The 21,176-nt window shown below is 66.7% G+C and carries 22 protein-coding genes, 1 tRNA gene, 1 pseudogene and 1 riboswitch; of the genes and pseudogenes, 13 read left to right on the top strand and 11 right to left on the bottom strand.

Translation table 11 applies throughout. From position 1 onward, the window contains the following. Nucleotides 1-219: 219 nt before the first annotated feature. Nucleotides 220-1,452, bottom strand: a complete 1,233-nt coding sequence (locus V8F63_RS03400) for a PQQ-dependent sugar dehydrogenase (RefSeq protein ID WP_392354520.1) — start codon at nucleotides 1,450-1,452, stop codon at nucleotides 220-222. 194 nt (nucleotides 1,453-1,646) lie between these two features. On the opposite strand from V8F63_RS03400, the gene V8F63_RS03395 reads away from it, so the two are divergent. Beyond that, a tRNA-Met gene (locus tag V8F63_RS03395) sits at nucleotides 1,647-1,723 on the top strand. Between the two features lie 237 nt (nucleotides 1,724-1,960). Here the strand turns inward: V8F63_RS03395 and V8F63_RS03390 are convergent. The 4 genes from V8F63_RS03390 to V8F63_RS03375 form a co-directional block, all read right to left on the bottom strand. Next, entirely contained in the window at nucleotides 1,961-2,170 is a 210-nt protein-coding gene (locus V8F63_RS03390) for a cold-shock protein (protein ID WP_025978066.1), read from the bottom strand. A 616-nt stretch (nucleotides 2,171-2,786) separates the two neighbouring features. Next, entirely contained in the window at nucleotides 2,787-3,014 is a 228-nt protein-coding gene (locus V8F63_RS03385; RefSeq protein ID WP_025978067.1) for a hypothetical protein, read from the bottom strand. 91 nt (nucleotides 3,015-3,105) lie between these two features. Continuing rightward, the gene (locus tag V8F63_RS03380; RefSeq protein ID WP_392354519.1) at nucleotides 3,106-3,522 is read right to left on the bottom strand and encodes a manganese efflux pump; all 417 of its coding nucleotides are present in this window, start codon (nucleotides 3,520-3,522) and stop codon (nucleotides 3,106-3,108) included. Then, complete coding sequence (locus tag V8F63_RS03375) at nucleotides 3,444-3,701, bottom strand: hypothetical protein (RefSeq protein ID WP_392354518.1); 258 nt, start codon at nucleotides 3,699-3,701, stop codon at nucleotides 3,444-3,446. Before V8F63_RS03375 ends, V8F63_RS03380 begins: the two co-directional genes overlap by 79 nt. Further along, nucleotides 3,702-3,885: riboswitch (yybP-ykoY riboswitch) on the bottom strand. Nucleotides 3,886-3,989: 104 nt separating this feature from the next. Here V8F63_RS03375 and rlmN point away from each other — a divergent pair. From rlmN to V8F63_RS03360, 3 genes are all read left to right on the top strand, one after another. Next, on the top strand, nucleotides 3,990-5,153 hold the full coding sequence (gene rlmN / locus V8F63_RS03370) for a 23S rRNA (adenine(2503)-C(2))-methyltransferase RlmN (RefSeq protein ID WP_392354517.1): 1,164 nt from the start codon (nucleotides 3,990-3,992) through the stop codon (nucleotides 5,151-5,153). A gap of 132 nt (nucleotides 5,154-5,285) precedes the next feature. After that, nucleotides 5,286-5,729 carry a DUF350 domain-containing protein gene (locus V8F63_RS03365; protein WP_029972642.1) on the top strand — a complete coding sequence of 148 codons (444 nt, stop codon included), beginning with the start codon at nucleotides 5,286-5,288 and terminating at the stop codon, nucleotides 5,727-5,729. 10 nt (nucleotides 5,730-5,739) lie between these two features. Continuing rightward, nucleotides 5,740-6,564 (top strand): serine protease, encoded by an 825-nt coding sequence (locus V8F63_RS03360; RefSeq protein ID WP_025978071.1) that lies wholly within the window; start codon nucleotides 5,740-5,742, stop codon nucleotides 6,562-6,564. Nucleotides 6,565-6,700: 136 nt separating this feature from the next. Here the strand turns inward: V8F63_RS03360 and V8F63_RS03355 are convergent, their stop codons facing one another. The 3 genes from V8F63_RS03355 to V8F63_RS03345 are packed head-to-tail and all read right to left on the bottom strand — an operon-like array spanning nucleotide 6,701 to nucleotide 9,554. Then, nucleotides 6,701-6,964, bottom strand: a complete 264-nt coding sequence (locus V8F63_RS03355; RefSeq protein ID WP_392354516.1) for a hypothetical protein — start codon at nucleotides 6,962-6,964, stop codon at nucleotides 6,701-6,703. A 29-nt stretch (nucleotides 6,965-6,993) separates the two neighbouring features. Next, nucleotides 6,994-8,793, bottom strand: a complete 1,800-nt coding sequence (locus V8F63_RS03350; protein ID WP_392355020.1) for an insulinase family protein — start codon at nucleotides 8,791-8,793, stop codon at nucleotides 6,994-6,996. After that, nucleotides 8,790-9,554, bottom strand: coding sequence for a pitrilysin family protein (locus V8F63_RS03345; protein ID WP_392354515.1), 765 nt, complete (start codon nucleotides 9,552-9,554; stop codon nucleotides 8,790-8,792). Before V8F63_RS03345 ends, V8F63_RS03350 begins: the two co-directional genes overlap by 4 nt. A gap of 211 nt (nucleotides 9,555-9,765) precedes the next feature. On the opposite strand from V8F63_RS03345, the gene V8F63_RS03340 reads away from it, so the two are divergent. From V8F63_RS03340 to clpB, 3 genes and pseudogenes are all read left to right on the top strand, one after another. Continuing rightward, nucleotides 9,766-10,605 carry a TonB-dependent receptor plug domain-containing protein gene (locus V8F63_RS03340; RefSeq protein ID WP_392354514.1) on the top strand — a complete coding sequence of 280 codons (840 nt, stop codon included), beginning with the start codon at nucleotides 9,766-9,768 and terminating at the stop codon, nucleotides 10,603-10,605. Further along, nucleotides 10,599-12,035 (top strand): outer membrane beta-barrel family protein, encoded by a 1,437-nt coding sequence (locus V8F63_RS03335; RefSeq protein ID WP_392354513.1) that lies wholly within the window; start codon nucleotides 10,599-10,601, stop codon nucleotides 12,033-12,035. Before V8F63_RS03340 ends, V8F63_RS03335 begins: the two co-directional genes overlap by 7 nt. A gap of 174 nt (nucleotides 12,036-12,209) precedes the next feature. Next, a pseudogene (gene clpB / locus V8F63_RS03330) lies at nucleotides 12,210-14,793 on the top strand (ATP-dependent chaperone ClpB). Between the two features lie 456 nt (nucleotides 14,794-15,249). On the opposite strand, the gene V8F63_RS03325 reads toward clpB, so the two are convergent. Beyond that, a complete protein-coding gene (locus V8F63_RS03325; protein ID WP_392354512.1) occupies nucleotides 15,250-15,648 on the bottom strand; it encodes a hypothetical protein in 399 nt (132 codons plus the stop codon). A 211-nt stretch (nucleotides 15,649-15,859) separates the two neighbouring features. On the opposite strand from V8F63_RS03325, the gene V8F63_RS03320 reads away from it, so the two are divergent. Next, nucleotides 15,860-16,195 (top strand): GIY-YIG nuclease family protein, encoded by a 336-nt coding sequence (locus V8F63_RS03320; RefSeq protein WP_025976655.1) that lies wholly within the window; start codon nucleotides 15,860-15,862, stop codon nucleotides 16,193-16,195. A gap of 3 nt (nucleotides 16,196-16,198) precedes the next feature. Here the strand turns inward: V8F63_RS03320 and V8F63_RS03315 are convergent, their stop codons facing one another. Continuing rightward, a complete protein-coding gene (locus V8F63_RS03315) occupies nucleotides 16,199-16,555 on the bottom strand; it encodes a hypothetical protein (protein WP_392354511.1) in 357 nt (118 codons plus the stop codon). Nucleotides 16,556-16,626: 71 nt separating this feature from the next. After that, nucleotides 16,627-17,265: a TlpA disulfide reductase family protein gene (locus tag V8F63_RS03310; RefSeq protein ID WP_392354510.1), complete on the bottom strand. Its 639-nt coding sequence runs from the start codon at nucleotides 17,263-17,265 to the stop codon at nucleotides 16,627-16,629. On the opposite strand from V8F63_RS03310, the gene argH reads away from it, so the two are divergent. From argH to V8F63_RS03285, 5 genes are all read left to right on the top strand, one after another. After that, complete coding sequence (gene argH, locus V8F63_RS03305) at nucleotides 17,264-18,682, top strand: argininosuccinate lyase (RefSeq protein WP_392354509.1); 1,419 nt, start codon at nucleotides 17,264-17,266, stop codon at nucleotides 18,680-18,682. The two genes, V8F63_RS03310 and argH, sit on opposite strands and share 2 nt — an antisense overlap. 70 nt (nucleotides 18,683-18,752) lie before the next feature. Next, nucleotides 18,753-18,929, top strand: a complete 177-nt coding sequence (locus V8F63_RS03300) for a hypothetical protein (RefSeq protein WP_392354508.1) — start codon at nucleotides 18,753-18,755, stop codon at nucleotides 18,927-18,929. 36 nt (nucleotides 18,930-18,965) lie between these two features. Then, complete coding sequence (gene lysA / locus V8F63_RS03295) at nucleotides 18,966-20,240, top strand: diaminopimelate decarboxylase (protein ID WP_392354507.1); 1,275 nt, start codon at nucleotides 18,966-18,968, stop codon at nucleotides 20,238-20,240. Nucleotides 20,241-20,297: 57 nt separating this feature from the next. After that, nucleotides 20,298-20,474: a hypothetical protein gene (locus tag V8F63_RS03290; RefSeq protein ID WP_392354506.1), complete on the top strand. Its 177-nt coding sequence runs from the start codon at nucleotides 20,298-20,300 to the stop codon at nucleotides 20,472-20,474. Between the two features lie 165 nt (nucleotides 20,475-20,639). Then, nucleotides 20,640-21,170: a hypothetical protein gene (locus V8F63_RS03285; RefSeq protein WP_392354505.1), complete on the top strand. Its 531-nt coding sequence runs from the start codon at nucleotides 20,640-20,642 to the stop codon at nucleotides 21,168-21,170. The last annotated feature ends 6 nt before the right edge of the window (nucleotides 21,171-21,176 follow it).

Genomic DNA, 21,176 nt, shown 5'->3' with positions numbered 1-21,176 from the left:
GGTCCCTAGCGCGCCGCGCGGCGGCGAGCTGCTTGAAGGACGGGTTAGGCGTCTTAGGGCCTGCGCGACGGACGGAAAAATCCGATCGTCCCGTGTGGCGTGGAAACTCGATCCGTTAGAAAGCCGACGTTTACGTCAACGTCAAGTAACAAGGCGCGTGAGGTCGCCGGATGTGAAAAGGGCGGGCCGTTGTGCGCGGCCCGCCCTATCCCTTCAGCCTCAGCGACGCGCCAGCCGCACCAGCTTGCCGTTCTCTTCGTCTGTCACGACCCAGACCGCGCCGTCGGGCCCGACCGCCACGTCGCGGATGCGTTCGCCCAAACCGGTCAGCAGGCGCTCCTCGCCGACCACGCGGCCGTCGCGCAGCACCAGGCGGACCAGATGCTTGCCGCCGAGGCCGCCGATCAGGGCGTTGCCTTTCCAGTCGGGGAACATGGCGCCGTCGTAGAAGACCATGCCGCCTGGCGCGATCACCGGGTCCCAGTAGTAGACGGGCTGGACGGTGCCGTCTTTCGTCGTCGTCGCGCCAGGGATGGCGTCGCCGCTGTATTCGATGCCGTAGGCCGCGCCGGGCCAGCCGAAGTTGGCGCCGGCCTTCTCCAGGTTCAGCTCGTCGCCGCCGCGCGTGCCGTGCTCGATGCTCCAGACCGCGCCGGTCTCCGGCTGGACGGCGATGCCCTGAGGGTTGCGGTGGCCGTAGGACCAGATCTCGGGCAGGGCGTCGTCGCGGCCGACGAAGGGGTTGTCGGACGGGACCGAGCCGTCGGCGTTAATGCGGATGACCTTGCCGTGGTGCGAGGCCAGGCTCTGGGCCGTCGGCCGCATCGGCTTGTCCGAGCGCTCGCCGATGGTGATGTACAGCTTGCCGTCCCGGCCGAAGACCAGGGAGGAGCCGAAATGTTTGTCCCCGTCGTAGGTGTCCTTGACCTGGAAGACGACCTGCACGTTCTCGACGCGGCTCAGGTCGTCTGACAGGCGGCCGCGCGCCACGGCCGTGCCGTTGCCGCCGTTCCGCGGCTGGGCGTAGGACCAGTAGATCATCCGGTCCTGAGCGAAGGTCGGGCTCAGGATGACGTCCAGCAGGCCGCCCTGGCCGCGCGCCGCCACGGCGGGCAGGCCGCTGATCGGGGCGCCGATCTGGCCCTGGGCGCTGACGACGCGCATGCGGCCGGGCCGTTCGGTCACCAGCCACTGGCCGTCCGGCAGCAGGGCCAGACCCCAGGGGTGCTCCAGCCCCTCGGCGACGACCGCGTGCTGCATGGCCGCCGTGGTGCTGACTGACGGGGCGCGGGTCTGGCCTTCGCGCGCGGGCTTCTGGTCCGGGTTGTTGGGCGGGCGCGTCTCGACCGGGGCGCCGGTCGCAGCGGACGTCTGCGGCTCATCCTGCCCATTGGCCCCGCAGGCGGCGAGAGCGAGGACAGCGGCGGAAACGGCGAAGAGGGCGGGGCGCATGGCGGCTCCTGAACAGCGTGGCTTTGGATAGCGAAGATGCAGGCTTGCAGCGCATTACGCGAGCCGAAAGACGCCGCGACCGATGGTCCTGCACGAAATCCGCACCGAACCGGCTTGAACCGAACGGAAGGCGGCGATATACGCACCCCTCTCGCGCCCGGGGTCGTTTCGATCCGGCGAGAGGCTCCGTATGGGGTTGGGTAGCTCAGATGGTTAGAGCGGTGGATTCATAACCCACAGGTCGGCGGTTCGATCCCGCCTCCAACCACCACGGACTTTCTTGACATCAAGGACTTAGGCGGGCGCTCCAAGCCAGGGCGCAGGACCGCCATTAGGGCATTCGGGGATCGGCGAGCGACTTTTTCGCAGAGGCCGCCCCGGCTCTTGCGGCGCGACGCCGCACCTTCAAGGTCCGTCGTACCTGATCGAGCGCCGCGGTCTGCAGAATTGACAAGGCCCGCCTCCATAGGGGGCGGGCCTCGATGCGCCGGTGAACCGGTGCGTTCGCTTATGCGGCCTGGAGTTGGCCCGCCGAAGCCTTGCCGGAGCGCTGGTCGTGCTCCAGCTCATACGACAGCGCTTGGCCTTCGTTCAGCCCGGTGAGGCCGGCCCGCTCAACGGCGGAAATGTGAACAAAGACGTCGCCGCCGCCAGCGTCAGGCGCGATGAAACCGAAACCCTTGGTGGGGTTGAACCATTTAACAATACCAGTAGCCATTTCCATGACCTCCGAAAAAGGTTGCCCAGAGGAAAGGTCCTGAGGGCTGTCGGGTCTAAGGAAACGAAAAATCTCGATGCGTCGCAAAGAAATAGGGCGTTACGCAGAGATATCGACATCCGCAGGGTGAACGAGCGCGCCAGCATATGCAAGCATTAGTATTGGGTATTTTATCATACGTTCGAATATCCTTTTATTTCCGTGATCTCGGAAACTTCTCATCTTGAGCCCCTTGCGGTTTCGGTGAGCGTCTTCCACTTGGATAACGAGCTTAGGCTCATTAGGCCCGTCTGAGTCCCAATGCGGCAGACGGGTTTTCTTATGCCCGTCAGCCAGGCCTGGGCGGAAGTCCAGGCGGCGGCGGGCGCTCAGCCTTTGTCTGCGATCTTGCTATGGAAGCGGCGCGCGATAATCGCGGCACGCGCGTGGGGTTGCTCTAGGCTGCGTAAAGCCCGTCGAACGGCGCGGTATCCGCAGAGGCGGGGCCGGCCCCGTCACCCTTCCCTGTGCGCTCTTTTCAGCTTTTCGCGACGTCCGACAGCGGGCTTCTCGCTTCCGGCTATCGGATTGCGGCTGGTCCGACGTGGGCTGCGCGCGGGGCTTCGAGGTTTGCGCCTCAGTCCTGCCGAAGCCGCGATGCGCCGCCCGTGATCTTGCACAGATAGTCGGTTTGGGGGCGGCCCGTCTGCATGCCGCTTGGGGTCAGGATGCCGCCGCGCGCCACGCATTCGGCGTCGAGCTTGGTCATTTCTTCCTGATAGGTCGGCAAGCCTCGGCCGGTGGCGCATCCGGCCAGGGCTAGAGGCGCCGCGAGGACGGCGATGAGCAATAGGGGCGGACGCATGGGGGTCTCCTTGGATGCAGCCTTAGGGCGTCAGGGCCGAGGGTTCCGCAAACGCCTGCGGGGGCAAGCGCAAAGCCGGTTCGTGACGGATTTAACCAGCCAGAAGGCCGAGATGTTCCAGAAGAATCTTGCTGCCTAGAGCGATCAGGGCCAGGCCCCCGAGCAGCTCGGCGACCCTGCCCAGGCGCGTTCCCGCCGCCTTGCCGATCAACAGGCCGAGGCTCGCCATGACGAAGGTGGTGAAGCCGATGCACAAGGCGATCAGCCAGATATTGGCTTCCAGCAGGGCCAGGCCCACGCCTACGGCGCCCGCGTCGATCGAGGTGCCCACGGCGGTCGCGATCAGGGCCAGCAGGCCGCGCGACGCCGCCTTGCCGACGGGAGCCGTCGCCTCGGCCGCATCCTCGTCGCGCTTCAGCGCCTCCCAGATCATCCGGGCGCCGACCGCGCCCAGCAGGCCGAAGGCGATCCAGTGGTCGACCGCCTCGACGAAGCCTGCGGCCGCCACGCCCAGGGCGAAGCCGACCAGGGCGTGATCGCCTCGACGACGCCGAACACCAGGCCGGACCGCAGGGCCTGCGGAACGGTGGGGCGATGTTGGGCGCCTCGGCCGATGGCGGCGGCGAAGGCGTCGGCGGACATGCTGAGGGACAGCACCGCAACGGCGAACGGGGACATCATGATCAAGACGGGAACTCGGCCGGGCGTACGACAGCACGCTCCACGCGCGGGCCGGCCCCACGTGTGCAGCATGCTGGTCTCGCTAGGCGGAACAAAATCCGCTGATCGCGCCATGCCCTTAAGGCAAGTATGTTGACGCGATCCCGACTGGGATATGCCGGAAGCTACTCCCCAACGGCCGCCCCTCTAGCGCCTCGTTCGGCGTCTATCAAGCCGGCCATGGCCAAAGGCGACAAGACGCCCCATCTGTGCTAGACGCCGCCGCCTCAACTCTTCGCCGCAGGACTTCCGCCCTTGAGCATCACGCTCGACCTTTCGCGCGCCAGCGCTTCAGCCACGACGCCCGTCAACCTCAGCGGTTTGACGCGCGACGAACTGCGCCAGGCTCTGATCGACGCCGGGATCTGCCCGCCGGAGAAGGCCCGGATGCGCGCTTCGCAAGTGTGGCGCTGGATCCACCACTACGGCGTGACCGACTTCGCCCTGATGAGCGATGTGGCCAAGGACACCCGCGCGGCGCTGGCCGAGGCCTTCACCCTGGCCCGCCCCGAGATCGTCGAGCGCCAGGTGTCCAAGGACGGCACGCGCAAGTGGCTGATCCGCATGGCGCCCGGGATCGAGGTCGAGACCGTCTACATCCCGGACGTGGGCCGGGCTGGCGCCCTGTGCGTCTCGTCCCAGGTCGGCTGCACCCTGAACTGCACCTTCTGCCACACCGGCACGCAGAAGCTGGTCCGCAACCTGACCGCGGCCGAGATCGTGGCCCAGGTCCAGGTGGCCCGCGACGACCTGGACGAGTGGCCCTCGCCCAAGGAAGACCGTCGCCTGTCGAACATCGTCTTCATGGGCATGGGCGAGCCGCTCTACAATCTGGACCACGTGGCCAACGCCATCGACATCATCTCGGACAATGAGGGCATCGCCCTGTCGCGGCGGCGGATCACGGTGTCGACCTCGGGCGTCGTGCCGCAGCTGAACGCCCTGGGCGAGCGCACGGCGGCCATGCTGGCCATCAGCCTGCACGCCACCAACGATCCCTTGCGCGACCAGCTGGTGCCGCTGAACAAGAAGTATCCGCTGGATCAGCTGATGGCCGCCATCCGCGCCTATCCCGGCCTGTCCAACGCGCGCCGGGTGACGTTCGAATACGTCATGCTGAAGGGCGTCAACGACAGCCCCGCCGAGGCGCGCGCCCTGATCAAGCTGATCGAGGGCATCCCGTCCAAGGTGAACCTGATCCCGTTCAACCCCTGGCCCGGCACCGACTATCAGTGCTCGGACTGGAAGACGATCGAGACCTTCGCCGCCATCCTGAACAAGGCCGGCTACGCCTCGCCCATCCGCACCCCGCGCGGGCGCGACATTCTGGCCGCCTGCGGCCAGCTGAAGTCTGAGAGCGAGAAGCTGCGGGCCTCGGCGCGTCTGAAGGCGGAGCGCGAAGCGGTCGACGCCGCCTGAGGCCGCTGACCGTCCGGTTGGACGCTTTGTCCGCCGAGTGTGGCGCGGGCGCCCTAGCGGAAGGCTCAAGCTTTCGGGCAAGAATGTTTTGGTTTCGTTCCCCTTCAGATCGGGAGGCTAGGGTTCGTCGTCATGGAGACCTCGTCGTTGCCGGGCGTGCTGTCGACGCCTGAACTCCAGGCTTTTGCGACGGGCTTTCCGATCCTGATGCTGCATCTGGCGGTGACCTTCGGACTTTTGGCCGCAGGGGCTGCGGTCTACGCCCTGCTGACGCCGTGGCGCGAGATCGCCCTGATCCGCCAAGGCAATCCAGCGGCCGCCGTGGCCTTCGCCGGGGTGCTGGTCGGGCTGGCTATTCCGCTGGCTGTGTCCCTGTCGGTGTCGACCTCGATCCGCGACATCGCCATTTGGGGTGTGGCGACGGTGGTGCTGCAACTCCTGGCCTTCCGCGTCGTCGATTTCCTGCTGCACGGCCTGCCGCAACGGATCGAGAAGGGCGAGGTGTCCGCCGCCGTGGTCCTGGCCGGGGCCAAGCTGTCGACCGCCCTGATCCTGGCGGCCGCCCTGACGGGCTGAGGGGACGGCATTGCGCTTTCCCCACCTTCCGGACTGGACCATCTACGCCGCCGTCATCGGGGTGATCCTGATCGCTTCGCTGAGCCGGGGCGAGCGGGCGGACGCCCCTCACGATCAGCATGAGGATGAGGCGTCCGGTCCCTTGCTGGGCCCGATCACTCCCTTCGACCCTTCCGTCACCGTGGATACGTCCGACGAGCATGAGCCTGTGTCGGGCACGGCCTTCTCCATCGCCGGGGACGGTCGCTGGATCACCGCCCGCCATGTGGTCGAGGGCTGCCGCAAGCCCGCTTTGGTGATCGACAAGACCCGGGCTCTGGCGGCTGACGTGCGGCTGGCGGCGCGGGCGGACGTGGCCCTGTTGCTGACCGACGGCGGGCCGCCCGCCCTGCCGATCGCGCCCGAGGCGCCGCTCTACAAGGGCCAGCGCGCCTTCCACCCCGGCTTCCCGCAGGGCCGGCCGGGCGAGGTCGCCTCGCGCCTGATCGGTCGCGAAACGCTCAAAATTCGTGGCCACCGCTCCTATGACGAGCCGGTGCTGGCCTGGGCCGAGGCCGGGCGCACGCGGGGACTAAAGGGCACGCTGTCGGGCCTGTCGGGCGCGCCGGTGCTGGACCGACGCGGCCGGGTGCTGGGCGTGACCATCGCCGAGTCGCCCCGTCGCGGCCGCATCTACACCACGGCGCCCGACACCTTCGTGCCGGCGGTCGGCGCCCAGCAGCGCGCCGACGAGGCGGCCCTGGGCCAGGCGGTGACGACCCAGAACTACGGCGCCGTCTCCGACCGCCTGCGCCAGGACCTGCGCGTCGCCCAGGTGGTGTGTCTGACGACGTGATCTCCGCCCCTTGTCCTGTGGAGGGGGATCGGCGGCGGAGCGGACGGGACGGAGGGGCTCCTTGGTTCCGCTGCGTTCGGGCCCCTCCACCACTTCGTGGTCCCCCTCCCCACTCGGTGGGGAGGAGAAGGTCGGCCTACTTCAGCGTCGCGCTGTCCAGGTTCAGTTCGCTCAGGGGAATGACCTCGACGTTGGGGTATTTCGCTCGCAGGCCGTCGATGAACTTGGACGCGTCGCCGACGATCACCAGGCTGGCCCGGTCCGTCGGCAGGTGTTCAGCGAAGGCGCTTTCGACCTGTTCGGCGGTGACGGCGCGAACGCGCCCGGCGTAGTCGGCCAGATCGCTCATCGGCAGGTCGTACAGGGCCAGGTTGGCGACCAGGCCGCCCAGGCCGTCCACCGTCTCCAGCGAACGGCCGAAGCCGCCGATCAGGGTGGCGCGGCGGGCGCCAGTTCGGCCTCGGTCGCCGCCGTGGTCCCCAGCTTGCCGATCTCTTCAAGGATCAGGTCGGCCACCTCGGTCGCCGTTTCGTTCTTGGTCTGGGTCGAGGCGGAGAAGACGCCGGTCTGCTGTTGGGCGCCGACCGACGAGCGGGCGCCGTAGGACAGGCCCCGCTTGATGCGGATTTCCTGGTTCAGACGTGACGAGAAGCCGCCGCCCAGCAGGGTGTTGCCCAGCGTCAGCGGGAAGTAGTCGGCGTCGGTGCGGCTGATCCCGCGGATGGCGGCGACCACGGCGGCCTGACCGGCGCCAGGCTGGTCGATGACGACGACGCGCGGGGCCAGCGCCTGACCCGCCTTGTCGATGGCGGCCGGGGCCGGGCCGGCGTCGCGCCAGTCGCCGAAGGCTTCGGCGGCCAGGGCGCGCGCTTCGGCCGGGGTCACGTCGCCCGAGAAGACGAGGGTCGCCTGCGAGGGCCCGAACCGCTCGGCGTGGAAGGCGGCGACGTCGTCACGCGTCAGGGCGGGGATGCTGGTCACCGTGCCCGAGCCCGGCGCGCCGTAGGGCGCGGCGCCGTACATCACCCTGCCGACCGACTGGGAGGCGATGGAGCCGGGCTGGCTCAACGCCACGCGCAGCCCGTCCAGGGTCTGGGACTGCTGACGCTCCAGCTCTTCCTGCGCGAAGGCCGGGTTGCGCACCAGATCGGCCATCAGGGTCAGGGTCCGGCCGAACACGTCCTTGGGCGCATTGGCGTAGACATTGGTGAAATCGGCACCCGCGCCCGCGCCGATGTTGGCGCCCAGCTGTTCGATGGCGGTGGCGATTTCCGGCGCCGACTGGGTCGTTGTCCCTTGAGTCAGCAGGCTGGCGGTCATGGAGGCGACGCCCGGCTTGCCTGCCGGATCGTGGGCCGAGCCGGCGTTGAAGTTCAGGCGCGCCGAAACCAGCGGCAGGCCCTTGGTCGGGGCGACCAGGACGCGCAGGCCGTTGTCCAGACGGAAGTCGGCGATGGCGGGCGTGGCGGGCGACACCTCAGGTCCCGGCTGAGGCAGGCGGGCGCGTTCGGCTTCGGGCAGCAGGACGGCGACCGGACCGGCTGGCGCCAGAGACGCCACTGTGACCGGGGCGTCGACGTTCTTCTTCTGCTCGCTGGGCGCGTTGGCCTCGTCGGCGGGCAGGTAGTTGATGGTGATCTGGCGCTGCGGCGTCAGATAGCGGCGGGCCACACGCTGCACGTCAGCGGCGGTGACGGCCTGGATCTCGGCGATCTCGCGGTCGGCGGCGGTCGCGTCTCCGGTCATGATCAGCGCCATGCCCAGGGTCGTCGCGCGGTCGTCGATGCTTTCACGGCCGCGCAGGGCGTCGGCGACCAGTTCGTTCTTGGCTTCGGCCAGTTCGGCGGCGGTGACGGGCTCGTCGCGCAGGCGCGCGATCTCGACCTCAAGCGCGGCCTTGCCGGTCTCGACCGTCTGGCCGTCGGCCATGATGGCGTAGGCGGCCAGATTGCCCGCCTGCTGGGCGAAGTCAGGGTTGGAGCCCGCCGAGGCGGCGATCTGCTTGTCGTAGACCAGCGAACGGTACAGGCGGCTGCTCTCGCCGGTCGACAGGATGCCGTCCAGCACCGTCAGGGCCGCGCGGTCGGCGTCCTTATAGGCCACGGTGTTCCAGGCCAGGGCCACGGCGGGCAGGGGCACGTTCGGCGAATAGAAGGTTGCGGTGCGCGGGCCGGCGGGCTCGGGCTCCTTCACGTCATTGGCGGGCATGGGCGTCGATGGCCGCTTCAGCGGGGCGAAATACTCGTCGACCCAGCCGTCCAGCTGCGCCTGATCAAATTGCCCGCCACGATCAGCATGGCGTTGTCCGGCCGGTAGTAGGTGGCGTGGAAGCGCAGCACGTCGTTCAGCGTCGAGGCGTCCAACTCCTCGATCGAGCCGATGCCCGGACGGCGATAGGGGTGGTCCTGATAGATGGTCTCGGGCGCGAACAGATTGAACAGGCGGCCGTAGGGGCTGGCCAGGACGCGTTGACGGTATTCCTCCTTCACCACGTCGCGCTCGGATTCAAAGGTCTTCTGATCGACGACCAGAGAGCCCATGCGGTCCGCCTCGGCGAACAGGATGCGCTGCAGGTGGTTGGCCGGGACGACCTCGTAATAGGCGGTCACGTCGTCGGCGGTGAAGGCGTTGTTCATGCCGCCCACGTCCTCGGTCAGACGGTCGAACGTCTCGGAGGGCATGTTCTTCGTCGCCTTGAACAGCAGATGTTCGAACAGGTGGGCGAAGCCCGAGCGGCCCGCCGGATCGTCCTTCGATCCCACGCGATACCAGACCTGGACCGTGACGTTCGAGGTCGAGGCGTCGCGCGCCGTATAGACCTCCATGCCGTTGGCCAGCACCCGCTTGTGGAAGCCCAGCGGCGGCACCTGGACGCCGCCTTGAGCGGTCGTCGCGGCGGCGGGCGGCGCCTTGGCCCAGGCGGGGGCGGCGGCCGGCAGGCCGAGCAGCAGCGCCGAGGCGCAGGCGGTCAGGATCAGACGATTCTTCATGAGGGCGGCTTTCCAACGCCCGCGCTCGAAGAAACGGGCGCTGAAAACCTAACAGGACGAAGCGCCGCCGCGCACCTTACGGAGCTGTAATGAAAGCAGGCTTGGCCACAGACCCGCCCCGGGGATGAAAAAGATGTAACTCGGTTATGCGTCGGGACGCTGATATCGGCGAAACAGGACGTTGAGGGACGTCCGTGCGAGGACGCCCATCATGACAAAATACAAGTTCGCGCCCCTTCTGGGGGTGGTTCTGGCCTTGCCCGCTGCCGGGGTTCTGGCGCAGACGCCGTCGCCTGGAACGCAGCCGTCCCAAAGCCGTCCCGTTCAGACTGCGCCGCAGAAGGCGGACAAGGACGATCAGCCCGCCGCCGTCGGCGACGTCGTCGTCAGCGCCCGCGCCAATGACGTGCGGACTTCGATCGACTCCATCAGTTACAGCCTGGCCGACGATCTTCAGGCGGCGACCGGCACCTTGGCCGAGGCCCTGCGCAATGTGCCCTCGGTCGATGTCGATCCTCAGGGCAACGTCTCCCTGCGCGGCGATAGCAATGTCACCCTGCTGGTGGACGGCCGCCCCTCGGCCATCCTGTCGGGACCGAACCGCGCCGATGCGGTGCTGCAACTGCCGGCCGATCGCTACGCCCGGATCGAGGTGATGACCAATCCGTCCGCCGCCTACAGCCCCGAGGGCTCGGGCGGGGTCATCAATCTGATCACCAAGCCGGTTCCGGCAGCGGTCGCCGCCGCCGCCGCCGCTGGGACGCCGGGCGCCGCTGTCACCACCGGCTCGCTGCGCGCCAATGTGGGCGATCATGGACGCTGGAACGTCGGGGCCAGCGGCTCGCGCCAGCAGGGCAAGCTGACCCTGACTGGCGATCTCAGCTATCGTCACGACGAGCAGAGCCTGTCCTTCGACCGCCTGCGCGAACAGCTTAACCCGTCCGGCGCGGTGGTCAGCACGACGACCACCGCCCAAAATATTGAATCGACCCAGGACGGCGTCTTCGGCCGCGTCGCCGCCGAATACCGGCTGACGGAAAAACCATGCTGACCGGCGAGGCGCGCGCCAATCGCTTCGACATCGACAGCGATGTGCGCGGCCTGTTTGAGACGCGCGACGCCTCGGGCGCCCTGACGCGCGCCTATAGCCGCGACGGCTCGGGCGGCTTCGCCATGAAGGGCTGGGGCGTCACCGGACGGGTTCTGCATCAGTTCGATACGTCCGGGCACGAATGGTCGAACGAGCTGCGCTATGATCGCAACGATCAGGAGAACGACTCCCTGGCCGCCAACGTCTTCCGCCTCCCGATGCAGCCGACGGTGTATGAGGCCCAGCGCGGCCTGAACGCCCAGGAGACGATCGGCTTCACCAGCGCCTACACCCGGCCGATGGGCGAGGGCGCCAAGCTGCGCGCGGGCTATGAGCTGAGCCTCACCCGGCCGGATCAGGAAAATGAGGTCCGGCGCGGTCACGCCGAGAACGTCCTGGCCCCTGTGCCCTCGCTCAGCAACCGGTTCGAGGCCGAGCAGACGGTCCACGCGCTTTACGCCACCTATGAGCGCCCCTTCGGCGAGAAGCTGTCCGGCCAGTTCGGCTTGCGGCTGGAACAGGCCGACATCGAGGTCGAGGACGTCACCAACGCCGTGCGTGCGTCTCAGGACTATTTCCGCGCCTATCCGACCTTCCACCTGCAGTATCAGCTGACCGAGACCCAGACCCTGCGCGGCAGCTATTCGCGGCGCATCCAGCGGCCGCAGCCGTCGCAGCTGAATCCGTTTGTGGTCTATGGCGATCCGCTGAACCTGCGCTCGGGCAACCCGGACCTGGAGCCGCAGGAGACCGATAGCTTCGAGGCCATGTGGCAGATGCGCCGGGGCCAGAGCTTCTATCAGGCCACCGCCTATTTCCGCGACACGACCAAGGCCTTTACCGAGGTGGCGACCGACGTGGGCGGCGGGGTCCTGCTGACCCGGCCCGAGAACCTGGGCGCCCGCCGCGATCTGGGGATAGAGCTGACCGCCAGCGGCCGCCTGCACCCCACCTTGCGCTACAACGCCAGCGTCAACGCCTTCCGTCAGGAGATCGACGCAGCCGGCATCCCCGGCGGCCGCGACCGCGAGGGCGAGATGGTGACCGGCCGCCTCAGCCTGAACTGGCAGGCCACGCCCAAGGATTTCGTCCAACTGATGGGGTTCTGGCAGGGCGATCAGCTGCTGGCGCAAGGCAAGCGCGAGAGCGGCGGCATGCTGAACTTCGGCTACCGCCGCAAGCTGAACGACACCCTGTCGCTGCAGTTCACGGCTCGCGACCTGCTAAACTCCTTCGGCGGCGCCACCACCTATGACACGCCCCAGTTCCGCGAGCGCCTCGACCAGGACCTGAACCTGCGCGCCTTCTACCTGGGCCTGAGCTGGTCCTTCGGCGGGCCGCGCCGCCAGCCCGAGCAGTTCGACTTCTCGACCGGTCCGACCGGCGGCTAAGGCCTGTCGCCGGACTGAGCCTGACGCCCGTCGCCCCTGTGGCGGCGGGCGTCCTCGTTTGGGCCCTTGCGTGTCTGATCGGCCACACCCACCTCCTTTGCGACAGCTCAAGGCGTCGCTTCAGATTAGGGCGCATTGAGTTCAAATCCGCCTCCTGAGGGGAAACCGAACGCCATGAATCTCGATCTCTATTCCGACCGCGCCAAACAGGCCGTCCAGTCCGCCCAGTCGCTGGCCCTGGCCCGCCGCCACCAGCAATCGCGCCCGAGCACCTGCTCAAGGTGCTGCTTGAGGAGCGCGACGGTCTGGCCCGCAAGCTGATCGATCAAGCGGGCGGCGATCCGTCCGCCGTCGAGCTCGTCACCGAGGGCCTGCTGAAGAAGCGGGCGCAGGTCGAAGGCGGCTCGGGCCAGCTTTACCTCGACGGCGATCTGGCGCGCGTCTTCAGCGCCGCCGAAGAAGCCGCCAAGAAGGCCGGCGACGCCTTCGTCACTACCGAACGCCTGCTGGCCGCCGTGGCCAAGGAAGGCGGGGCCGCCGCCGAGGCGCTGAAGTCCGCCGGGGTGACGGCCAAGAAGCTGGACGAGGCCGTGACCGAAATCCGCAAGGGCAAGACCGCCGACAGCGCCGGCGCCGAGGACAGCTTCGACGCCCTGAAACGCTACGCCCGCGACCTGACCGAGGCCGCGCGCGACGGCAAGGTCGACCCGGTCATCGGCCGCGACGAGGAAATCCGCCGCACCATTCAGGTCCTGGCCCGCCGCACCAAGAACAACCCCGTCCTGATCGGCGAGCCCGGCGTCGGCAAGACCGCCATCGTCGAAGGCCTGGCCCTGCGTATCGTCAACGGCGACGTGCCTGAAAGCCTGAAGGACAAGAAGGTCCTGGCGCTAGACATGGGCGCCCTGATCGCCGGGGCGAAATATCGCGGCGAGTTCGAGGAGCGGCTGAAAGCCGTGCTTAACGAGGTGGCGGCGGCTGAGGGCGGCATCGTCCTGTTCATCGACGAGATGCACACCCTGGTCGGCGCCGGCAAGGGCGACGGGGCCATGGACGCCTCCAACCTCTTGAAGCCTGCTCTGGCGCGCGGCGAACTGCACTGCGTCGGCGCCACCACGCTGGATGAATACCGCAAGCACGTCGAGAAGGACGCGGCCTTGGCCCGTCGCTTCCAGCCGGTCTTCGTCTCGGAACCCACCGTCGAGGACACGGTGTCGATCCTGCGCGGCCTCAAGGAAAAATACGAAGTCCACCACGGGGTGCGCATCAGCGACAGCGCGATCGTCGCCGCCGCCACCCTGTCGAACCGCTACATCACCGACCGCTTCCTGCCGGACAAGGCCATCGACCTGATCGACGAGGCCGCCTCGCGCGTCCGCATGGCCGTGGACTCCAAGCCCGAGGCTCTGGACGAGATCGACCGCCGTCTGGTCCAGCTGAAGATCGAGCGGGAGGCCCTGAAGAAGGAAGACGACAGCGCCTCCCGCCAACGTCTCGAAAAGCTGGAGGACGAGATCGCCGACCTGGAAGGCCAGTCCGACGACATGACCGCCCGCTGGAAGTCGGAAAAGGACAAGGTGGGGCAGGGCGCGCAACTGCGCGAAACGCTTGACCGCCTGCGCGCCGAACTGGCCGCCGCCCAGCGCGCCGGCGACCTCGGCCGCGCCTCAGAGATCGCCTATGGCCAGATCCCGCAGTTGGAGAAGCAACTCGCGGACTCCGAATCCCCGGCCGCGGTCGCCGCCCCCTGACGCCCGAGGTCGTCGACGCCGAGCAGATCGCCGCCGTCGTCAGCCGCTGGACCGGCGTCCCCGTCGACAAGATGCTGGAGGGCGAGCGCGAGAAACTGCTCAAGATGGAGGACGAACTGGGCCGCCGCGTGGTCGGTCAGGACGAGGCCCTGGCCGCCGTCTCCGACGCCGTGCGCCGCGCCCGCGCCGGCCTGAACGACCCCAACAAGCCGCTGGGCAGCTTCCTCTTCCTCGGCCCCACGGGCGTCGGCAAGACCGAGCTGACCAAGGCCCTGGCCGGCTATCTGTTCGACGACGACAACGCCATCACCCGTATCGACATGTCCGAATACATGGAGAAGCACTCGGTCAGCCGCCTGATCGGCGCCCCTCCCGGCTATGTCGGCTATGACGAGGGCGGCGCCCTGACCGAGGCCGTGCGTCGTCGCCCCTATCAGGTCGTCCTGTTCGACGAGGTCGAGAAGGCCCACCCCGACGTCTTCAACGTGCTGCTTCAGGTGCTGGACGACGGCCGCCTGACCGACGGTCAGGGCCGCACCATCGACTTCAAGAACACCCTGATCATCATGACCTCCAACCTGGGCAGCCAGTATCTGGCCGATCAGCCCGAGGGCGAGGACGTCGAGGCCGTTCGCCCGCTGGTCATGGAGCAGGTCCGCGCCCACTTCCGGCCCGAGTTCCTGAACCGCATCGACGAGATCATCCTGTTCCACCGCCTCGGCCGCGAACAGATGGGCGGCATCGTCCGCATCCAGCTGGCGCGCCTGGAGAAGCTGATGGCCGACCGCCGCCTGACCCTGGCTCTGGACGACAGCGCCCTGACCTGGCTCGCCGACAAGGGCTACGACCCGGTCTACGGCGCCCGCCCGCTGAAGCGCGTCATCCAGAAGGAACTGGTCGACCCGATGGCGAAGAAGCTGCTGGCCGGCGAGATCGAGGACGGCAGCGTGGTGGCCGTGTCAGCGGGTAGCGATGGGCTGGAGATCGGGAAGGCGCGGGTACATTGAGTTCATCAATGTAGGTCTAGCTTCAACGGCCACCCATCCCCGATGGGAGTGAGCGTTTCCCAACTCGAAGTGTGATCAAGGTGCTCCATTTCAGTGCCATTGAAAGCAGCCCAAGCGTCAAACATTTGGCCTATCATGGCACGGTCAATATCTGGTCGCCGGTTTGCTCTCCAAATCCCTAGTTCTGGAAAACCCGTGCGACCGTCTGGTAAACGCACCGTATGGGTCTCGATTGAAACCCATACGAAATCGATCTCATCGAGTCGGGGTTTTGCTGCCCTTAAAGCTTCTCGAACAGCATAGGCAGCCACGCCAGCTTCAATTTTCTGAGGCTTATCGATCATAATGATCGCGAGACCAGCTGCTCCGGGCAGCGCTAGTTTGGTGCGGGTGTCAGTGATCTGAGGATTAGCTTGTTGGAGCAATTTTCTGATGGGCCGACCCCTATGTTGACCATCATTCTGTTGATTTCGGTCCCATTGCTTCTAGATGATAAAATTTTTGGATACCGACCTCACCGAAAACGAACATTCGAGGTTCTTTTCGCGTTTCATCGTCGATTAGACGTTCAATGCGTTGCACTGGATAGCCATTGACCGCCTTCATCTCCGCAATGAACTGTCTGTTCCAAAGCAAATAATCGGCAATTTGTCCGGTGCCGTGCAGGGTAGAGAAGGCTTTGTCATCAAGGCTCTCAGTTCCCTCTCCGGTCTTTAAGAAGGCATGCATCCTCTTTTCGAGAGCTGACGCTGGTTGGTTTTTGGAAGGCCTTACGAAGACGAGCAAGCGAATATCATCTTGATGATTCATTTTCAGGATCGGCTTGTTTGATGATTTGCGATTCACACTGTTCAACTTTCGTCATCCTCCGGCAAGCCGCGTCAGCAGCGCAGACCGGGGGACCCAGCGGCGCGCGGGAGCGCGAAAGAGCCACGCTCGGCGGCCGCCCTAAGATCGCCTTCGGCGCCGCTGGGTCCCCCGGTCTCCGCTTCGCTTCGCCGGAGGATGACGGAAGAAGGGGCGGGGCGTGGGTGACGGAAGGAGAGGGGCGGGTTAGCGTGGCCGTATGGCGACCCATCGCACCTTCATCGCGACCTACATTATGGCGAGCGGGCGCAACGGGACGCTCTACGTCGGCTCGACTTCCAATCTGGAAAGCCGCGTGTGGAAGCACAGGACGCGGGCCTTTCCTGGCTTCACCGACGCCTATGACTGCACCCGTCTGGTCTGGTTAGAGCAGCACGCCCTGATGCTTGATGCGATCCGGCGCGAGCGACGGATCAAGAAGTGGCTGCGCGACTGGAAGCTGTCCCTGATCGAGAAGGACAACCCGGACTGGCGCGACCTTGCCGCCGACTGGTTCCCGGATCCGAACTGGACCCCGCCGCCGGGCGTCGACTGAGCCTCACCCCAGCACCGGCATCACCTCGACCCCGTCGCAGACGAAGATGCTCATGTGCGGGTGGTTCTCGAACAGGCGGGCGGCGGCCTCGTGGCTGTCGGCGCGCACGACCCTGAAGACGGTCAGCAGGTTGACCATGTCGGTCACGGCGCCGTCGTCGCCGATGCGTTTGGTCCGGCCCAGCGGGCCGCCCTGAAAGACGATGGAGTCGCGGTGCGCCTCTTCCCAAGCGGCGACGGCGGCCACGCCGCGGCGGGCCGTCTCGGTCTGCTCGGCCTCGCTCATGGCGCGCCAGGCCCGCCATTTGGGGCCGGTCTTGTCGCTGGTGAAGACGGCCAGATAGTGGGTCTCGACGCTCATCGCAGCCTCCTGTGCGGCGCGAGCATCAACCCTTCGGGCCGTCTTCGACAAGCGGGGCCGGAGGGTCTGGTTCAGCCCTCGGCCAGCAGGTGGTCGATCAGGGCGCGCGCCTCGGGGCCGGCCCAGTCGGCCTCGCCGGTCAGGACGGCGCGGACGCGGCCCTGGCGGTCCATGAGGATGGTCTGGGGCATGGCGCCTTTGCCGGGAAACTCGAACGCCAGCTGGAATTTCGGGTCGATGTAGAAGTCCAGCGGCGCGTTTTCGGCGATGAAGGCCCGCGCCTCGTCCGCCGTCTTGTCCAGGTCCATGCTGACGGCGACCACGGCGAAGTCGTCGCGCGCCTTATAGTGGTCGGCCAGGGCCGCCAGCGTCGGCATCTCGATCTTGCACGGGGCGCACCAGGTGGCCCACAGGTTCACCACCGTCACCTTTCCCGCGAAGTCGGCCAGACGGACGTCGGCGCCGTCGGCGGCCTTGAACACATAGTCGGGCGCGGTCGGGGAGGCGGGCGCCTGCAGGGCCGCCAGCGACCCCTTGGCGAAGGCGGCCAATTGCGGCTCAAGGGTGTGGACCGGCGCCTGGGCCGCAGGCGGCGCGGACTCTTTGCCTCCGCCCTTCTGATTGACGTATAGCAGCGCCGCGCCCACGCCGATCACGCCGATCACCGCGAACGTCGCCACGCCCGCCCAAGTCCGTCCAGAGCCGCTCATGTCCGATACGCCTTCCAAACCACAGCCAGATACCCCCGCTCAGGGCCAGTCTCTATGGGGCGGACGCTTCAGCGCCAAGCCTGCGGACATCATGCAGGCCATCAACGTCTCCATCGGCGTCGATAAACGCCTGTGGGCGCAGGACCTGGCCGGTTCGCGGGCCCATTGTCGCATGCTGGAGAAACAGGGGATCATCGCGCCTGCGGACGCCCAGGCCATCCTGGGCGGGCTGGACGTGATCGAGGGCGAGATCCGGGACGGGACCTTCCCCTTCCGCGACGCCTATGAAGACATTCACATGAACGTCGAGGCGCGCCTGTCGGAGCTGATCGGCGAGCCGTCAGGGCGTCTGCACACCGCGCGCAGCCGCAACGATCAGGTGGCGACGGACTTCCGCCTGTGGGTGCGCGACGCCTGCGACCGCACCGTGGCGCAGCTTCAGGACCTGCAGCGGACCCTGCTGGACCGGGCGGAACAGCACGCGGGCGACCTGATGCCGGGCTTCACCCATCTGCAGACGGCCCAGCCGGTGACCTTTGGCCACCACCTGATGGCCTATGTCGAGATGTTCGGCCGCGATGCGGGCCGCTTCGCCGACGCGCGCGCGCGCATGAACGAGAACCCGCTGGGCGCCGCCGCCCTGGCCGGTTCGCCTTTCCCGATCGACCGCCACATGACGGCGCAGGCGCTGGGCTTCGATCGCCCGATGGCCAACTCTCTTGACGCCGTGTCGGATCGCGACTTCGCGCTGGAGAGCCTGGCCGCCGCCTCCATCGCGGCGGGCCACCTGTCGCGTCTGGCCGAAGAGATCGTGGTCTGGATGACGCCGATGTTCGGCTTTGCGACACTGCCTGACGACCTGACCACCGGCTCGTCCATCATGCCGCAGAAGCGCAACCCCGACGCCGCCGAGCTGGTGCGGGCCAAGACGGGCCGCATCAACGGCGCCCTGATCGCCCTGACCACGGTGATGAAGGGCCTGCCGCTGGCCTATTCCAAGGACATGCAGGAGGACAAGCCGCCGGTGTTCGAAGCCTTTGACGCGCTGGATCTGGCGCTGACGGCCATGACCGCCATGGTCGCCGTGATCCGCCCCAACACCGAGAAGATGGCCGCCGCCGCCGGCGCGGGCTTCTCGACCGCCACCGACCTGGCCGACTGGCTGGTGCGCGAGCTGAACCTGCCCTTCCGCCAGGCGCACCATGTCACCGGCGCCGCGGTGAAACGGGCTGAGGCGCTGGGCCTGGGGCTGGGCGAATTGCCGCTGAGCGAATTGCAGGGGCTGGATGGCCGGATCACCGAAGGGGTGTATGAAGTGCTGACGCCCGAAGCCTCCTGCGCCAGCCGCCAGAGCTTCGGCGGCACGGCGCCGGAACAGGTCCGCGCGCGCATCGCCGACTGGAGAAGCCGCCTGTGACGAAGACGTCTGTGAAGAAGACCCTGATCCTCGCGGCGCCGCTGCCCTTCTGCTGGCCGGCTGCGGGCGCATGGCCGACCTCGAGCCGCCGCAGGGCGCCATGCCGAAGAAGCAGACCGAGCGCGCTATCCGCGACCGCTCGGCCCCGGGCTTGCCGGAAGAGGCGATGCAGAACCTGCCGCCGCGCCAGATGCCCATCGACAACGGCACGAGCAATCCGTTCGGCAAGCCGCCGCCGATGAACTGAGCCTTAGCGCTCTTCCTCTGACTGGACTCCCCGCCGGTGCACCATTTTGATCTGAAGGACGGCGTCCTGCATGCCGAGGGCGTCTCTCTGGAGGCGCTGGCGGACAGCGTCGGCACGCCGACCTACGTCTATTCCTCGGCCACCCTGCGCCGTCATTACGGCCTCCTGCGCGAGGCGTGCGACGCGCACAGGGGCGCGCTGGGCGACGCCCTGATCGCCTTCGCGGTCAAGGCCAACTCCAACCTTTCGGTGCTGGCGACCCTGGCGAAACTCGGCTGCGGCGCCGACACCGTGTCCGAGGGCGAGATCCGCCGGGCGCTGGCCGCCGGGATTCCGGGCGAGCGGATCATCTTCTCGGGCGTGGGCAAGACCGACGCCGAACTGGTTTTCGCCATCGAACAGGGCGTGCGTCAGATCAACGTGGAGTCCTCGGCCGAGCTGGACCGGCTGATCGCCGTCGCTGCGACCCAGAACGCGGCCCCCGCCATCGCCATCCGCGTGAACCCCAAGATCGGCGCCGGCGGCCACGCCAAGATCACCACCGGCGGCGCGGGCGACAAGTTCGGCGTGCCGGTCGAGGAGGCGATGGCGCTGTACGCCCGCGCATCAAGCTCGCCCCACGTCACGCCCGTGGGTCTGGCCTGCCATATCGGCAGCCAGATCACCGACCTGGCTCCGCTGGAAGCCGCCTTCCGCGTGCTGCGGGACATGACCGAGGCCCTGCGCGCGCAGGGGCACAGCGTCACCCGCCTCGATCTCGGCGGCGGCCTGGGCGTGCCCTATTACGGCGATGCGGCGACGCCGTCCCCGGCCGACTACGTCGCCATGGCTGCGCGCGTGCTTGAGGGGCTGAACGTCGAGGCCGCCTTCGAGCCCGGCCGCCTGATGGCCGCCAATGCGGGCGTGCTGCTGAGCCGCGTCATTCAGGTCAATGAGCGCACGGACGGCCGCCGTTTCCTGGTGCTGGACGCGGCCATGAACGATCTGATGCGTCCGGCCCTTTACGACGCCTTCCACGATCTGAAGCCCGTCCGCCCGGTCGAGGGCGAGCTTCTGCCTCACGATGTGGTCGGGCCGGTGTGCGAGACCGGCGACACCTTCGCGCGCGACCGCGACCTGCCGCCGCTGAAGGCGGGCGATCTGGTCGTCTTCATGAGCGCCGGGGCCTATGGCGCGGTGATGAGCGGCGAATACAATACCCGTCCGCTGGCCGCCGAAGTGCTGGTCGACGGTGAGCGCAGCGCGGTGATCCGCCCGCGCCCGACCTATGACGACATGTTCGCCCGCGAGCCGATGGCGGGGTGGCTTTAGAACTCGCCTTGAGGTGATGTCCTTCAAGCTCTACCGTTTGTTGGGGGAGGCTCATCAATGGCTCTAGAAATTACTTTGTCTTTCGACGGCGCATCTGCGGATGACAACGTGCTGGACCTCTACGACGGAGCCCAAGCTCTCGTCGGTTTTCAGCGTTCGTTGGCCATCACAACCCACCTCATCGTGAACGGCGAGGTGATCACACAAGCTCCATCACTCAAGAACGCTCCTTAGCTACCACCTCAAGAGGGCAGCTGGAAAGCAACCGCTCTTGTTGCAACTACCGTCTTCACGCTTGGCGCAGCCCCAAAGGATAGCCCCATCGGGCACCTAATAAGCTCCGCATACGACTATGTAATTTCCGAATCACTTGGCTTTCATGTCGACTATGACATGAGCTTGGGCCAACAACTTGAAGAGCATCGGAAGAAAAATCCAGCATCGGCGGCAGCGAAACTAAAAGAAACACATTTCGACAGCGCGATTGAGAAATGTGAAGCCGCCATCCGAGACATACATCGCCCTATGGCCTTCTCTGAAACGGCTGAGCAGGCTAAAATAACTGCCAAAATCGATGGCTATTCACGAACAATTGGGCCAGATTTAAACCTAAATACATACGAGTATATTGCCAGCACCCATCAATCCGAAATGCCGCAATATTTTGAAGGCTGGGTCAGCAGTTGTAATATGAACACATTCAAAGGTCGAATATTTTTAAGTCAAGCGGGTCGATCTGTTCCGTTCACATTAGCAGAAGATCTAAAAAATCGACGCAAGGTCGCCCTTATAACGACGAGCTTAACTTCAAACGCTCGCGAACGCCTTACCGACGAAGGTAAGAGGTACTTTGTTGCCTTCCGCAATGAGACAACAACCGGTCGACTCAAAAGCCTTCACCTTACGAAGCTTACATCACAACCATTTTGAGCTTAA

It is taken from the genome of Brevundimonas sp. LF-1, from assembly GCF_037055305.1.
GTDB classification, from domain to species: Bacteria; Pseudomonadota; Alphaproteobacteria; order Caulobacterales; family Caulobacteraceae; genus Brevundimonas; species Brevundimonas sanguinis.
The sequence above is the reverse complement of the archived record's forward strand: the minus strand, read 5'-3'. Positions and strand labels throughout refer to the sequence as shown.

Excerpts from the sequence above, each read along its gene's own strand:
- V8F63_RS03365 (WP_029972642.1), top strand. The coding sequence starts at position 5,286 with ATGGAGACCTCGTCGTTGCCGGGCGTGCTGTCGACGCCTGAACTCCAG.
- V8F63_RS03310 (WP_392354510.1), bottom strand. The coding sequence starts at position 17,265 with ATGAGCGGCTCTGGACGGACTTGGGCGGGCGTGGCGACGTTCGCGGTG.
- V8F63_RS03335 (WP_392354513.1), top strand. The coding sequence starts at position 10,599 with ATGCTGACCGGCGAGGCGCGCGCCAATCGCTTCGACATCGACAGCGAT.
- V8F63_RS03390 (WP_025978066.1), bottom strand. The coding sequence starts at position 2,170 with ATGGCTACTGGTATTGTTAAATGGTTCAACCCCACCAAGGGTTTCGGT.
- V8F63_RS03320 (WP_025976655.1), top strand. The coding sequence starts at position 15,860 with ATGGCGACCCATCGCACCTTCATCGCGACCTACATTATGGCGAGCGGG.
- argH (WP_392354509.1), top strand. The coding sequence starts at position 17,264 with ATGTCCGATACGCCTTCCAAACCACAGCCAGATACCCCCGCTCAGGGC.
- V8F63_RS03300 (WP_392354508.1), top strand. The coding sequence starts at position 18,753 with ATGGCCGACCTCGAGCCGCCGCAGGGCGCCATGCCGAAGAAGCAGACC.
- V8F63_RS03400 (WP_392354520.1), bottom strand. The coding sequence starts at position 1,452 with ATGCGCCCCGCCCTCTTCGCCGTTTCCGCCGCTGTCCTCGCTCTCGCC.
- V8F63_RS03340 (WP_392354514.1), top strand. The coding sequence starts at position 9,766 with ATGACAAAATACAAGTTCGCGCCCCTTCTGGGGGTGGTTCTGGCCTTG.
- V8F63_RS03290 (WP_392354506.1), top strand. The coding sequence starts at position 20,298 with ATGGCTCTAGAAATTACTTTGTCTTTCGACGGCGCATCTGCGGATGAC.
- V8F63_RS03385 (WP_025978067.1), bottom strand. The coding sequence starts at position 3,014 with ATGCGTCCGCCCCTATTGCTCATCGCCGTCCTCGCGGCGCCTCTAGCC.
- V8F63_RS03345 (WP_392354515.1), bottom strand. The coding sequence starts at position 9,554 with ATGAAGAATCGTCTGATCCTGACCGCCTGCGCCTCGGCGCTGCTGCTC.
- V8F63_RS03315 (WP_392354511.1), bottom strand. The coding sequence starts at position 16,555 with ATGAGCGTCGAGACCCACTATCTGGCCGTCTTCACCAGCGACAAGACC.